Origin of the sequence: Saccharopolyspora endophytica, from assembly GCF_018070075.1 — a bacterium.
Lineage (GTDB): Bacteria > Actinomycetota > Actinomycetes > Mycobacteriales > Pseudonocardiaceae > Saccharopolyspora > Saccharopolyspora endophytica.
Genome location: NZ_JAGPXE010000003.1, coordinates 441,623 through 454,160, shown reverse-complemented (window position 1 = coordinate 454,160; position 12,538 = coordinate 441,623). Strand labels below are relative to the sequence as shown.

The window sequence follows — 12,538 nt, the reverse complement described above, 5'->3', positions numbered from 1 at the left end:
AGCGGAGGTCGGCCGCCCGGTTTCCGCTGCGATCGCGGAGTCGTGCGCTGCGTAGACTGTCGCCGTGGAGTTGTTGCGCGGGGCGTTGGGCGTGGGCGGGGATCAAGCGCTGGAGGTGGCCACGGCGCACGCGATGTTGCGGCGAATCAGCGCCGGCGAGAGCGGAGCGGCGCTGCGGGTCTACCGGCCCGAGGCGCGGGTGGTGGCCTTCGGCCGCCGGGACAGCCTGCTTCCGGGATTCCCCGATGCCGTCGCCGCCGCGCGCGACGCCGGGTTCACGCCGGTGCTGCGGGCGCCCGGGGGTCGGGCCGTCGCCTACACCGAGAACTCGCTGGTCGTCGACCACGCCGGGCCCGATCCGGGACGGCTGGCGGGCTTAGAGGAGCGGTTCGTCGGCTACGCCGAGCTGTGGTCCGAGGTCCTCGCCCAGCACGGCATCGACGCGCAGGTCGGGGCGGTGCCGGGGGAGTACTGCCCCGGCGCGCACAGCGTCAACGCCCGGGGACGCGTGAAGCTCGTCGGGACGGCGCAGCGGATGGTGCGCGGCGCGTGGCTGTTCAGCGCGGTGGCGATCCTCGATGACGCGGACGTGCTGCGACCGCTGCTCACCGAGATCTACCGAGCCCTGGACCTGCCCTTCGACGACGACTCCGTCGGCTCCCTCGCCGATGAGGCCCCCGGCCGTTCGCTGGACGGGTTCGAGGACTCCGTCATCGCCGCCTACGACCAGCGCTACGGGCTCGACCCGGCGGCGCTGCCGGAGGAGCTGCTGACCCGTGCCAAGGCGCTGGCCGAGGACCACCGCATCACCGCGTGACGGGCAGCGTCAGCATCGCCGGGCCGTTGGGCGTGCGCAGCTCCAGCGACCGGATGTCGCTGCGGCGCACCGGTGTCGTCACCTTGAGCACGGCGTTGTTGTCGGGCATCGCGAACCACCGCGCCAGCACCTCGCTGGTGCCGTCCCGGCGGACCACGACCAGCACGTAGTCGCCGCCGCGCCCGCCCTCGTACTCGCAGTCCACGTCGACCCGGGTCCCCGAGGGCAGGTCGCGGAGGTTGACGCTGGCCGTGACCGGGTAGGCGCCCAGAGCGGTCATCTCGGTGCCCGGCCCGGTCTCGGCGAGCTCGGTGGACAGCACCAGAGCCGCGCACGCGGCCACCGCCACCGCGGCTGCCGAGACCGTCCCGGCCAGGCGCCGCGTCCTGCTCCGGCGGACCTCGGCGAGCAGCTCGGGCAGTGGATCTGCGGGTTCGGTCCCGGCGTCGACCGGGGCCGGGGCGGCCCGCGCGAGGAGTCCGGGCAGGCCGGCGAGCTCGCCGACGGCGGCCGCGCAGCTCTCGCAGTGACCGAGGTGCCGCTCGAACGCGGCCCGGTCCTCCGGCGACAGGGCGCCGAGCACGTAGGCGGCGTCGAAGTGGGCGAACGGATCGCCCTGCGGGTCTCGTCGCCGGCTCACCGCGTCACCCCTCTCTCCTCCAGCGCCAGGCGCAGCGCGCGCAACGCGTAGTGCGTGCGGGACTTGATCGTCCCCTCCGGGACGCCGAGCCGTGCGGCGGCGTCGGCCACCGACATGCCCTGGTAGAAGCACAGCGCCAGGACCTCGCGGTGGCGGGTGCTGAGCTCGGCGATCGCGTCGGCGACCAGCCAGCCCTGCACGGCGCGCTCGGTGTCGTCGTCGTTGACCTGCTCCGGGGGAGCGTCGGTCATGATCTCCGCGCGCGAGGTGCCGGAGCGCCACACGTCTATGGCGATCCGCCGGGCCACGGTCAGCAGCCACGAGCGGGCGGAGCGCTCGGACTGGTCGAGGACCTTCGGGTGGCGCCAGGCGCGCAGCAGGGTCTCCTGCACGACGTCCTCGGCGTGGGCCCGGTCGCCGTTGGTGAGCTCCAGCGCGTAGGACCGCAGCGCAGCCGCGTGCTGGTCGTGCAGCACGCGCATCAGCTGCGCCTCGGGGCCGTCGGTCACATCGCGGCCCGGGTGCGGTCGCGGGTGAGCAGCAGCGCGGTGCCGAACACCACGCAGCCGAGTTCGGTGATCACGCCCCAGACCTCCTCGCCGGTGGCGAACTGCTCCTGGACGCCGAAGAACCCGACCGTCAGCGACAGGGCGTAGGCGGCGAGGGTGGCCAGGCCGAAGGCGATGGCGGCGATCGCGGGAAGCGGTGAGCGCCAGACGAGCACGGCGATCGCGATCACCACCCCGGCCGCGACGTTGACCAGGAAGGACGGGCCGACGACGGCCATGTCCTTGGCCCAGTCCTGCCACACCACCCAGTGCACCCACGCCGAGCCGAGCAGGCCCAGCGCCACCAGTGCTCGCAGTATCCAACCGACCATCGCCGCGCTCCTAGAGCCGCCGGAACATCTGTGCACGCGAGTGAACACGCGGAGTCGGTGCGTTCGGTTCAATGTCGAAGGGAATTGAACCGAACCCGCCGGGCTCTCGTGTTCGAGCGCATGACTGATGACACACGCTCCCGCCGTTCCGTTCTCGCCGCCGGTGGCGCCGTCGCCGGTGTCGCCGCCCTGTCCGCCTGCGGTGCCGAGCCCGCACCGCAGCAGCCCGCTCCGAACCAGCCGCCCGCGCCGTCGGGTCGGTCGCTGACCCCGTTGGCCGCGGTGCCGGTCGGGGGTGCGGTCCCGGTGCAGGCGCCCGACGGCAGGCAGGCCATAGTGGCCAGGCCGGACGAGTCCGCGGTGGTGGCTTTCGACGCCGCCTGCACGCACAAGGGCTGCCCGGTCAAGCCCGAGGGCGCGGAGCTGAAGTGCCCTTGCCACGGTTCGGTCTTCGACGCCCTGTCGGGCTCGGTGAAGAAGGGCCCGGCGGATCGCCCGCTGGCCTCGATCCCGGTCCGGGTGGAGGGCGACCAGATCGTCACCGCCTGAGTCCACCGGTGGAGCCGGGTCTCCTCGACGCCCGGCTCCACCCCAGGTGGCCCTACCCCTGAGGGGTATTCTGAATTGACATCGGACCTCGCTTGAAAGGGTACCCCCAGGGGGTATAGATTCGAGGGTGTCGGCGCGAGGCGTCGGCGTGCAACCCGCGAACCGAGAGGGATGGACCGATGAGCGAGACGACCTACCACGTGACCGGAATGACCTGCCAGCACTGCGTGGCTTCGGTGACCGAGGAGGTCGGCGCCATCGACGGTGTGACCGACGTGAAGGTCGACCTGCCCAGCGGCGCGGTCACCGTCGTCGGCAGCGCGCAGGAGGCCGCGGTGCGCGCGGCTGTCGAAGAGGCTGGCTACGAGCTGGCCTCATGACGGACCGGACGGCGCGAAGGGAAATGGCATGACCACGGTAGAGCACTCCGCAGACCGGACCGTCGAGCTGGCGATCACCGGCATGACCTGCGCTTCGTGCGCCAACCGGATCGAGCGCAAGCTCAACAAGCTCGACGGTGTGGCCGCCAGCGTCAACTACGCCACGGAGAAGGCGCAGGTCAGCGCGCCCGAGGGGCTCGACCCGCAGCGGTTGGTCGAGGTCGTCGAAGCGGCCGGTTACGGTGCCGCGCTGCCCACCGCGGAGCCCGAGCAGGAGGAGCCGGCCGACGCGTTGCGGCAGCGGCTGCTCGGTTCGCTGGCCCTGTCGGTGCCGGTCGTGGTGCTGGCGATGGTGCCCGCCTTGCAGTTCACCTACTGGCAGTGGATCTCGCTGGTGCTGGCCGCGCCGGTGGTGGTCTGGGGTGGCTGGCCGCTGCACCGCGCGGCGTGGCTGAACCTGCGGCACGGCGCGGCGACCATGGACACCCTGGTGTCGATGGGCACGCTCGCGGCGTTCTTCTGGTCGCTCTACGCGCTGCTGTTCGGGCACGCGGGCATGCCGGGCATGACCCACCCGTTCGCGCTGACCATCGAACGCGGCGATGCCACGAGCTCGATCTACCTGGAGGTCGCCGCAGCGGTCACCACGTTCGTGCTGGCCGGGCGCTACTTCGAGGCGCGCGCCAAGCGGCGTGCCGGAGCCGCGCTGCGGGCGCTGCTGGAGCTGGGCGCCAAGGACGTGGCCGTGCTGCGCGACGGCGAAGAGGTCCGGGTGCCCACGGCGCAGCTGGCCGTCGGCGATCGCTTCGTGGTCCGTCCCGGCGAGAAGATCGCCACCGATGGCGTGGTGGAGGAGGGCGGTTCGGCCGTCGACGCCTCGATGCTCACCGGTGAATCCGTTCCGGTCGAGGTCGGCCCGGGGGACGCGGTCGTGGGCGCGACCGTCAACGCCGGTGGCCGGCTGGTCGTGCGCGCCACCCAGATCGGGTCCGACACGCAGCTGTCGCAGATGGCGCGGATGGTCGAGGAGGCCCAGACCGGCAAGGCGCAGATCCAGCGGCTCGCCGACCGCGTGTCGGCGGTGTTCGTGCCGATCGTGATCGGCCTGGCGCTGCTGACCCTGCTGGGCTGGCTGGTGGCCGGACAGCCGGTGACCGCGGCGTTCACCGCCGCGGTGGCCGTGCTGATCATCGCCTGCCCGTGCGCGATGGGCCTGGCCACGCCGACCGCGCTGCTGGTGGGAACCGGTCGCGGCGCGCAGCTGGGCGTGCTCATCAAGGGCCCGCAGGTCCTGGAGTCCACCCGGCGGATCGACACGGTCGTGCTGGACAAGACCGGAACCGTGACCACCGGGAAGATGCAGCTGCTCGACGTGCGCACCGCCGAGGGCACCGGCCGCGCCGAGGCGCTGCGGGTGGCCGGAGCCGTGGAGAACGCCTCCGAGCACCCCATCGCCCGCGCCATCACCACCGGCGCGCGCCACGAGGTCGGTGAGCTCCCGGAGGTCGTGGAGTTCGCGAACCTGGAAGGGCTCGGCGTCCAGGGCGTCGTCGAGGGGCGTGCGGTGCTGGCCGGCCGCGCGGCGCTGCTGGAGCAGTGGGGCCTGCACCTCGACGGACCGCTCGCGGAGTCCAAGGCCGCGGCCGAGTCCGAGGGCAAGACCGCGATCGTGGTGGCCTGGGACGGCGCGGTGCGCGCGGTTTTGATCGTGGCCGACACGGTGAAACCGACGTCGCAGCAAGCGATCTCGCAGCTGCGCGAGCTCGGCCTGACGCCGGTCCTGCTCACCGGAGACAACGCGGCGGTGGCCGCCGCGGTCGCCGCGCAGGTCGGCATCGACGAGGTCATCGCCGAGGTCATGCCGGCCGACAAGGTCGAGGTCGTCAAGCGCCTGCAGGGCGAGGGCAAGGCGGTGGCGATGGTCGGCGACGGCGTCAACGACGCCGCGGCCCTGGCCCAGGCCGATCTCGGCCTGTCGATGGGCACCGGCACCGACATCGCCATCGAGGCCGGTGACCTGACGCTGGTGCGCGGTGACCTGCGCGCTGCGGTGGACGCGATCCGGCTGTCGCGGCGCACGCTGACGACCATCCGGGGCAACATGTTCTGGGCGTTGGCCTACAACGTGGCGGCGCTGCCGCTGGCGGCGGCCGGGCTGCTCAACCCGATGATCGCCGGCGCGGCGATGGCGTTCAGCTCGTTGTTCGTCGTCGGCAACAGCCTGCGCCTGCGTCGCTTCCGCACCACGGCGCGATAACCGGCACTCGCCGCGCGAACGCCCACCCGGTCCTTGATCGGGTGGGCGTTCGCGCGTGCCGGGCTTGACCGGGTGGGGTGCAATGGGGGCATGGCGGAATTCACCACAGCAACCCTGCAACCAGGGCAGATCGAGTCAAACGACCAGGGCGAGCGCATCGGCAGGTCGGCGGGTGGGCGGCTGGTGCAGCTGCGTCGCCGGCGCGGCGACCGGGGCTTCGTCGTCACCGTGGACGCCGAGCCGCGTTCGGAGGTTCCGGCGGAGGTGCTCACGCTGGAGTGGGCCGCGGCCAATTCCGCGTTCGACCGCCTGATGCACGAGTACTGAGTCCGGCGCGCCCGGCGTCGACGCGGTCGTGGGCTCGGCGCCGGTTTCGGATTCTGTATCCGATCACGCGGGTTTCGGTCACAGGGGCCTCGGGTAGTGCGGGAGCGTCCCCACAACGAAGAGGAGGCCGCATCATGACCACGGCACGAGACATCATGCATCCCGGTGCGGAGTGCATCGGCGAGAACGAGACCCTCTTCAAGGCCGCGCAGATGATGCGCGATCTCGACGTCGGTTCGCTGCCGATCTGCGGGCAGGACGACCGGCTGCACGGCATCATCACCGACCGCGACATCGTGCTCCGCTGCTGCGCCGAGGGTCGGGACCCCTCTCAGGTCAAAGCGGGCGAGTTGGCGCAGGGAGCGCCACACTGGATCGATGCGCGTTCGGACGTCGACCAGGTGCTGACGATGATGGAGGAGCACAAGATCCGCCGGATTCCGGTGATATCCGACCACCGGTTGGTCGGCATGATCAGTCAGGCCGACCTCGCCCAGCACATCGGCGATGACCAGCTCGCGCACTTCGTGGAGACCATTTGCGCCGGGAAGTGAGATGACCACAAGGGTGTTCGTGGTCGACGACCACGACGTGATCAGGCGCGGCATCGCCGCGCTGGTGGATGCCGAGCAAGACCTGGAACTGGTGGGAGAGGCGGGCAGCGTCGCCGAAGCGCTGGCCTGGGTGCCGAAGCGCAACCCCCAGGTGGCGGTGCTCGACGTGCGCCTGCCCGACGGCAACGGCGTCGAGCTGTGCCGCGAACTGCGCTCCCAGATGCCGGAGCTGCGCTGCCTGATCCTGACCTCGTTCGACGATCACGAAGCCCTCATGGACGCGATCATGGCCGGGGCCAGCGGGTTCGTGCTCAAGGGCGTGGTCAGCCAGGAGCTGGTCAGCGCGCTGCGCACGGTCGGCGCGGGCAAGTCCCTGCTGAGCCAGCAGCGGACCGAGGCCATGCTCAACTGGCTGCGCAAGGAGCAGGAGAAGGCCGACCCGCTGCGGGAGCTCACCGCCCGCGAGCGGCAGGTGCTGGAGCTCATCGGCGAGGGCATGACCAACCGCGAGATCGCCGAGCGGATGGTGCTGGCCGAGAAGACCATCAAGAACTACGTGTCGCAGATGCTGGCCAAGCTGGCGATGCGGCACCGCAGCGAGGCCGCGGTGCTGGCCACCGAACTGCGGCTGGACCGCGATTCCCGCAACAAGCACTGAGGCGCCGAAGTCGGGGGAGGTGTCGATGTCACAACCGCCGGACCGCGATGACGCCGAACAGGTGCTGGCCCGGTTGCTGCCCGCCCTGCGGGAGCTGCGCGACGGCAACTTCCGGCGCCGCCTGGTGGTCACCGGTGACGGCGCCGCGGCGGAAGCCGCCGCGATCTACAACGAGGTGGCCGAGCGCAACCAGCGGCTGGCCGGTGAGTTGCAGCGGGTGGGGGAGTCGGTGGCGCGCGGCCAGCTACCGGTTGCCCCGGTCGCCCTCGACGGCGACGTCCAGGGCGGGTGGGCGCTGGCGGCGGACTCGGTGAACTTCATGGCCGACAACCTCACCAGCCAGGTGCGCGACATCGCCAACGTCGCCACGGCGGTGGCGGCCGGCGACCTGACGCAGAAGATCGACGTCGACGCGCAGGGCGAGATCCTGCAGCTGAAGAACACGATCAACACGATGGTCGATCAGCTCTCGGCGTTCGCCGCGGAGGTCACCCGGGTGGCGCGCGAGGTCGGCACCGAGGGCAAGCTCGGCGGCCAGGCGCGGGTGTACGGCGTGGCGGGGATCTGGAAGGACCTCACCGACAACGTCAACATCATGGCCGACAACCTGACCAACCAGGTGCGCGGCATCGCCCAGGTGACCACGGCCGTGGCGCGCGGCGACCTGTCGAAGAAGATCGACGTCAACGCGCGCGGCGAGATCCTGGAGCTCAAGACGACGATCAACACGATGGTCGATCAGCTCTCGGCGTTCGCCGCCGAGGTCACCCGCGTGGCGCGCGAGGTCGGCACGGAGGGCAAGCTCGGCGGCCAGGCCGAGGTCGCCGACGTCTCGGGCACGTGGCGGCGGCTGACCGAGAGCGTCAACCGGCTCGCCGGGAACCTGACCACCCAGGTCCGCGCCATCGCCCAGGTCGCCACCGCGGTCACCGAGGGGGATCTGACCAGGCAGATCACCGTCGACGCCTCCGGCGAGGTCGCTGAGCTCAAGGACAACATCAACGCGATGATCAGCAACCTCAAGGAGACGACCCGCGCCAACCAGGAGCAGGACTGGCTCAAGACCAACCTGGCCCGGATCTCCGCGCTGATGCAGGGCCAGCACGACCTCGACGCGCTCGCGCAGCTGATCATGTCCGAGCTCGCGCCGCTGGTGTCGGCCCACCACGGCGCGTTCTTCCTGACCCGCACCGCCGAGGACGGCCACCGCTACCTGGAGCACACCGCCGGCTACGGCAGCCCGCCGCCGCGTGACGGCCCGCCGCTGCGGTTCGACTTCGGAGAATCCCTGGTGGGGCAGGCGGCCGTGGACCGCAGGTCGATCCTGGTGGAGGACGCGCCACCCGACCACATCCACATCACCTCGGGGCTGGGCGAATCCGCGCCGACCAACGTGGCCATCGTGCCGGTGCTGTTCGAGGGCGCGGTGCTGGGCGTCATCGAGCTCGCCGGGATCCACCGGTTCAGCTCGGTGCACCTGGACCTGCTGGACCGGCTCAAGGAGTCCATCGGCGTCGAGGTCAACACCATCGTGGTCAACACGCGCACCGAAGCGCTGCTGGGCGAGTCCCAGCACCTGGCCAGCGAGTTGCAGGCCCGGTCCGAGGAGCTGCAGAACCAGCAGGACGAGTTGCAGCGCTCCAACATCGAGCTGGAGGACAAGGCCGCGCTGCTGGCCAGTCGGAACAAGGACATCGAGCTCAAGAACATCGAGATCGAGCAGGCCCGCCAGGAGCTCGAAGAACGCGCCCGCCAGCTCTCGCAGGCCTCGGCCTACAAGTCGGAGTTCCTGGCCAACATGTCCCACGAGCTGCGGACACCGCTCAACAGCGTGCTGATCCTGGCCAAGCTGCTCGCCGACAACATGGACGGCAACCTCACCCCGCAGCAGGTGGACCTGGCCAAGACCGTGCACCAGGCCGGATCGGACCTGCTGCAGCTGATCAACGACGTGCTCGACCTGTCCAAGGTGGAAGCCGGCCAGATGAACCTGCTGCCCGAGGACGTCGTGCTCGGCGAGCTGGCGCGCAGCCTGGAGTCGATGTACCGGCCGGTCGCCGCCGAGAAGGGCCTGGAGTTCCGGGTCGTCGTCGCGCCCGCGCTGCCGTCGAGCGTGCACACCGACCGCAGCCGGTTGGAGCAGATCGTGCGCAACCTGCTGGCCAACGCGGTGAAGTTCACCGACCGGGGCAGCGTCGAACTGCGGATCCGCCTCGCCCAGCCCACCGAGGTCAACAGCGGGGCGCTGCGCCGGGCCCGGCAGCGCATCGTGTTCTCGGTGCGCGACACCGGGATCGGCATCCCCGCCGACAAGCTGTCGCTGATCTTCGAAGCGTTCCAGCAGGTCGACGGGACCACGGTGCGCAAGTACGGCGGCACGGGCCTGGGGCTGTCGATCAGCCGCGAGCTGACCACGCTGCTCGGCGGTGAGCTGCAGGTGCGCAGCGAACCAGGCCAGGGCAGCACCTTCAGCCTCTTCCTGCCGAGCGAACCCGCCGTCGACACACCACCCCAGGTGGTGGAGCCGGCGGAGGACGACGCGGTCGCCGAGGACGCACCCGAGGTCGAGCCGCCCGTTGTCGAAACGCCGCCGCACCCGCGGGTTCCGACCGAGGCCGAGAGCAGCCTGGACGTCTCCGCCGAAGGCATCGATCCGCCGCTGCGCTCCAGCGAGCTGATCAACCGGGAGACGCAGCCGCACGTGCACCGCGCCGCCGAGCCCGGACAGCGCGGCGCGCTGCAGTTCAACGCGGAGAAGGTGCTGGTCGTCGACGACGACGAGCGCAGCGTGCACGCCATGCGGGTGCTGCTGGAGCAGCACGGGCTGCTCGTCGTGCACGCCGACAACGCGCTGGGCGCGCTCCGGGAACTGCGCAGGCACAACGACATCGTCATCGTGCTGATGGACGTGATGATGCCGCAGCTGGACGGCAACGAGGCCATCCGCATGATTCGCGAGATGCCCCGCTACCGGGATCTGACCATCATCGCCGTGACCGCCAAGGCGATGAAGGGCGACCGCGAGCAGAGCATCTCGGCGGGTGCGACGGAGTACCTGACCAAACCCGTCGACGCCGACCTGCTCCTGGACCTGCTCTCAGAACACCTACCAGCGGGAATGGTCACCGAAGCCGAATAGCGCCCGCTGCCCCCACTTCGCGCACAACGTTGCGCACTGTGCACTCGCTGGATAGGACTATTGCGCGATTCGCGCAGCGATCTCTATGGTTAGACCAAGCCCGACGGGGGGTGCTCGTTGGGTTTTTCGGCGAGCAGAAGAGCAGGTGATCATGGGATCGCGAGTCCTGGTCGTGGCCGATGACCTCAGCGGTGCCGGTGATTCCGGAGTCCCCTTCGCGCTGCGCGAAATGCGCACTCTGCTGGCGTTGGACGACACCGGGGACGCCGAGGTGTTCGTGGCCGACACCGACAGCAGGCACATCGAACCCGATCTCGCCGCCAAGCGCGTGCACGAGGCACTGGACGGGCACGCGCAAGGCCGCGTCGTTTTCAAGAAGATCGATTCCACGCTTCGCGGCAACGTGGCCGCCGAAGTCGGTGCGATCGTCGAGCACGCAGACGGAGCGGGGGTGCTGCTGTGCCCGGCCTCGCCGGCCACCGGCCGCACCGTGCTCGGCGGAGTCGTGCACATCAACGGAATTCCGCTGCACCACACCGATTCCTGGAACGCCGAACCCGACGACCCGCCGGTGGACATCGCTTCCGCCCTGGACGGGCTGAAAGTCCGCCACGTCGCCCTGGCCTCGGTGCGCGGCAAGCCCGCGCAGCTGCGCGAACGAGTCGCGCAGCTGCTCACCGAAGCCGAAGTCGTCATCTGCGACGCGGTGTCGGAGAGCGACCTGCGCGCAGTGGCCACCGCGGGCTCCGCCGCTCCCACACCGCCGCACTGGGTGGGCGCCGCCGGCCTGGCCGACGCGCTGGCCGAACTGCTGCGTCCCGGCTACGACATCGAACCGCCACCTCCGGTCGACGGGCCCGTGCTGGCCGTGGTCGGCAGCGCCCACCGCGTATCCCGCCAGCAAGCCGACTACCTGGCCGAACGCTTCGGCCACACCCGGCGGCTGTCGGCGCGCGCCCTCGTCGACGCCGAGCCCGGCGCGCTCGCGCGCATCGGCGAGCAGCTCCACGACGCGCTGTGCACCGGTGACGTGCTGGTCACCGTGGAAGGGCCGGTGGAAGCCGGCCTGTCGCGCGAACTCACCGCCGCGCTCGCGGAGGTGTGCGCACCGGCCACCGAACGTGCCGGACTGCTGGTGCTCACCGGTGGCGAGACCGCCCGCGCCGTCCTCGGCAGACGCGGGGTCAGCGGGTTGCGGCTGCTCAACGAGCTGGAACCAGGTGTGGTGCTGGGCCGGACCATCGAGAAGGAACCCGGCTACGTCATCACCAAGGCCGGCGCGTTCGGCGCGCCGGACACCCTGCACCGCGCGGTGTCCGCGGTGCGCTGCGGAAGGGCCGTCGCGTGACCTTGCCTGCCATCGCCGTCACCATGGGCGACGCCGCCGGAGTCGGACCCGAAGTGGTCGTGCGCGCGCTCGCCGAACCGGAGCTGCGGGGCCTGGCCCGCCCGGTGGTGATCGGCGACGCCGCCCGGTTGACCAGGGCCGCCGAGATCTGCGGGATCGACGTGCGCGTCAAACCGGTCTCCGGACCGGCCGAGGCCACCGAGGACCCGGAGACCATCGAGGTGCTCGACCTCGGTGGCATCCCGGCGGACCTGCCCTTCGGGGAGCTCTCCGCAGTGGCCGGTGAAGGCGCCTACCGCTACGTCGCCAAGGCCGCCGAACTGGCGATGGCGGGGCAGGTGCATGCGATCTGCACCGCGCCGCTGAACAAGGCCGCGCTGCATTCCGCCGGGCACCGCTACCCCGGGCACACCGAACTGCTCGCCGAGCTGTGCGGTGTGCCGGAGGTGTCGATGATGCTGTCCACCGGGACGGTGCGGGTCATCCACGTGACCACGCACATCGGGCTCATCGACGCCATCGAGCGGATCGAACCCGGACTCGTCGAGCGCACCGTGCGGCGCGGGCACCGCACGCTGGTCGACTCCGGAGTGGCCGCTCCCCGCATCGCGGTGTGCGGGATCAACCCGCACGCGGGGGAGAACGGCCTGTTCGGGCACGGCGAGGAGGAGGCCAAGATCGAGCCGGCGCTGGAGGTCTGCCGGGCCGACGGCATCGACGCGCAGGGCCCCTTGCCGGCCGACACGGTGTTCTTCCGCGCCGGACGCGGAGATTTCGACCTGGTCGTGGCGATGTACCACGACCAGGGGCACGGGCCGGTGAAGATCCTCGGCCTGGAAGCAGGGGTGAACATCACCGTGGGGCTCCCGGTCATCCGGACCTCGGTGGATCACGGGACGGCCTTCGACATCGCGGGCACCGGCACGGCCGAAGCGGGAAGCATGGTGGAGGCACTGCGCCAAGCGGCGGCACTGGCCGGAAGACCATGA

12 protein-coding genes and 1 pseudogene are annotated in these 12,538 nt (G+C 71.0%); 10 read left to right on the top strand and 3 right to left on the bottom strand.

The window, feature by feature from the left end:
* The first annotated feature begins 64 nt into the window (after positions 1–64).
* The gene (locus KBO27_RS09760; RefSeq protein WP_210969628.1) at positions 65–817 is read left to right on the top strand and encodes a lipoate--protein ligase family protein; all 753 of its coding nucleotides are present in this window, start codon (positions 65–67) and stop codon (positions 815–817) included.
* On the opposite strand, the gene KBO27_RS09755 is transcribed toward KBO27_RS09760, so the two are convergent.
* Genes KBO27_RS09755 through KBO27_RS09745 form a run of 3 tightly spaced genes read right to left on the bottom strand, consistent with a single transcriptional unit; the run spans position 807 to position 2,337 of the window.
* Entirely contained in the window at positions 807–1,457 is a 651-nt protein-coding gene (locus KBO27_RS09755; RefSeq protein WP_210969627.1) for a zf-HC2 domain-containing protein, read from the bottom strand. The genes KBO27_RS09760 and KBO27_RS09755 overlap by 11 nt on opposite strands.
* Positions 1,454–1,939: a sigma-70 family RNA polymerase sigma factor gene (locus tag KBO27_RS09750; RefSeq protein WP_246536797.1), complete on the bottom strand. Its 486-nt coding sequence runs from the start codon at positions 1,937–1,939 to the stop codon at positions 1,454–1,456. The genes KBO27_RS09755 and KBO27_RS09750 overlap by 4 nt, the downstream gene beginning before the upstream one ends.
* A gap of 23 nt (positions 1,940–1,962) precedes the next feature.
* Complete coding sequence (locus KBO27_RS09745; protein ID WP_210969625.1) at positions 1,963–2,337, bottom strand: hypothetical protein; 375 nt, start codon at positions 2,335–2,337, stop codon at positions 1,963–1,965.
* A gap of 120 nt (positions 2,338–2,457) precedes the next feature.
* Here KBO27_RS09745 and KBO27_RS09740 point away from each other — a divergent pair, with 120 nt between their 5' ends.
* From KBO27_RS09740 to pdxA, 9 genes and pseudogenes are all read left to right on the top strand, one after another.
* Positions 2,458–2,886: a Rieske (2Fe-2S) protein gene (locus KBO27_RS09740; protein WP_210969624.1), complete on the top strand. Its 429-nt coding sequence runs from the start codon at positions 2,458–2,460 to the stop codon at positions 2,884–2,886.
* A gap of 179 nt (positions 2,887–3,065) precedes the next feature.
* On the top strand, positions 3,066–3,266 hold the full coding sequence (locus KBO27_RS09735) for a heavy-metal-associated domain-containing protein (RefSeq protein ID WP_132677730.1): 201 nt from the start codon (positions 3,066–3,068) through the stop codon (positions 3,264–3,266).
* A gap of 28 nt (positions 3,267–3,294) precedes the next feature.
* Positions 3,295–5,523, top strand: a complete 2,229-nt coding sequence (locus KBO27_RS09730) for a heavy metal translocating P-type ATPase (RefSeq protein WP_210969623.1) — start codon at positions 3,295–3,297, stop codon at positions 5,521–5,523.
* 90 nt (positions 5,524–5,613) lie between these two features.
* A complete protein-coding gene (locus KBO27_RS09725) occupies positions 5,614–5,850 on the top strand; it encodes a hypothetical protein (RefSeq protein ID WP_246536627.1) in 237 nt (78 codons plus the stop codon).
* Between the two features lie 134 nt (positions 5,851–5,984).
* Positions 5,985–6,404 (top strand): CBS domain-containing protein, encoded by a 420-nt coding sequence (locus KBO27_RS09720; protein ID WP_210969621.1) that lies wholly within the window; start codon positions 5,985–5,987, stop codon positions 6,402–6,404.
* Position 6,405: 1 nt separating this feature from the next.
* Complete coding sequence (locus tag KBO27_RS09715) at positions 6,406–7,062, top strand: response regulator (RefSeq protein ID WP_210969620.1); 657 nt, start codon at positions 6,406–6,408, stop codon at positions 7,060–7,062.
* Positions 7,063–7,165: 103 nt separating this feature from the next.
* Positions 7,166–10,201: pseudogene (locus tag KBO27_RS09710) on the top strand (ATP-binding protein); the annotation flags it as partial.
* A 151-nt stretch (positions 10,202–10,352) separates the two neighbouring features.
* Positions 10,353–11,549, top strand: coding sequence for a four-carbon acid sugar kinase family protein (locus tag KBO27_RS09705; RefSeq protein ID WP_210969618.1), 1,197 nt, complete (start codon positions 10,353–10,355; stop codon positions 11,547–11,549).
* A complete protein-coding gene (gene pdxA / locus KBO27_RS09700) occupies positions 11,546–12,538 on the top strand; it encodes a 4-hydroxythreonine-4-phosphate dehydrogenase PdxA (protein ID WP_307870316.1) in 993 nt (330 codons plus the stop codon). Before KBO27_RS09705 ends, pdxA begins: the two co-directional genes overlap by 4 nt.

Coding starts and splice junctions, on each gene's coding strand:
- KBO27_RS09740 (WP_210969624.1), top strand. CDS start 2,458: ATGACTGATGACACACGCTCCCGCCGTTCCGTTCTCGCCGCCGGTGGC.
- KBO27_RS09720 (WP_210969621.1), top strand. CDS start 5,985: ATGACCACGGCACGAGACATCATGCATCCCGGTGCGGAGTGCATCGGC.
- KBO27_RS09725 (WP_246536627.1), top strand. CDS start 5,614: ATGGCGGAATTCACCACAGCAACCCTGCAACCAGGGCAGATCGAGTCA.
- KBO27_RS09730 (WP_210969623.1), top strand. CDS start 3,295: ATGACCACGGTAGAGCACTCCGCAGACCGGACCGTCGAGCTGGCGATC.
- KBO27_RS09745 (WP_210969625.1), bottom strand. CDS start 2,337: ATGGTCGGTTGGATACTGCGAGCACTGGTGGCGCTGGGCCTGCTCGGC.
- KBO27_RS09715 (WP_210969620.1), top strand. CDS start 6,406: ATGACCACAAGGGTGTTCGTGGTCGACGACCACGACGTGATCAGGCGC.
- KBO27_RS09705 (WP_210969618.1), top strand. CDS start 10,353: ATGGGATCGCGAGTCCTGGTCGTGGCCGATGACCTCAGCGGTGCCGGT.
- KBO27_RS09750 (WP_246536797.1), bottom strand. CDS start 1,939: ATGCGCGTGCTGCACGACCAGCACGCGGCTGCGCTGCGGTCCTACGCG.
- KBO27_RS09735 (WP_132677730.1), top strand. CDS start 3,066: ATGAGCGAGACGACCTACCACGTGACCGGAATGACCTGCCAGCACTGC.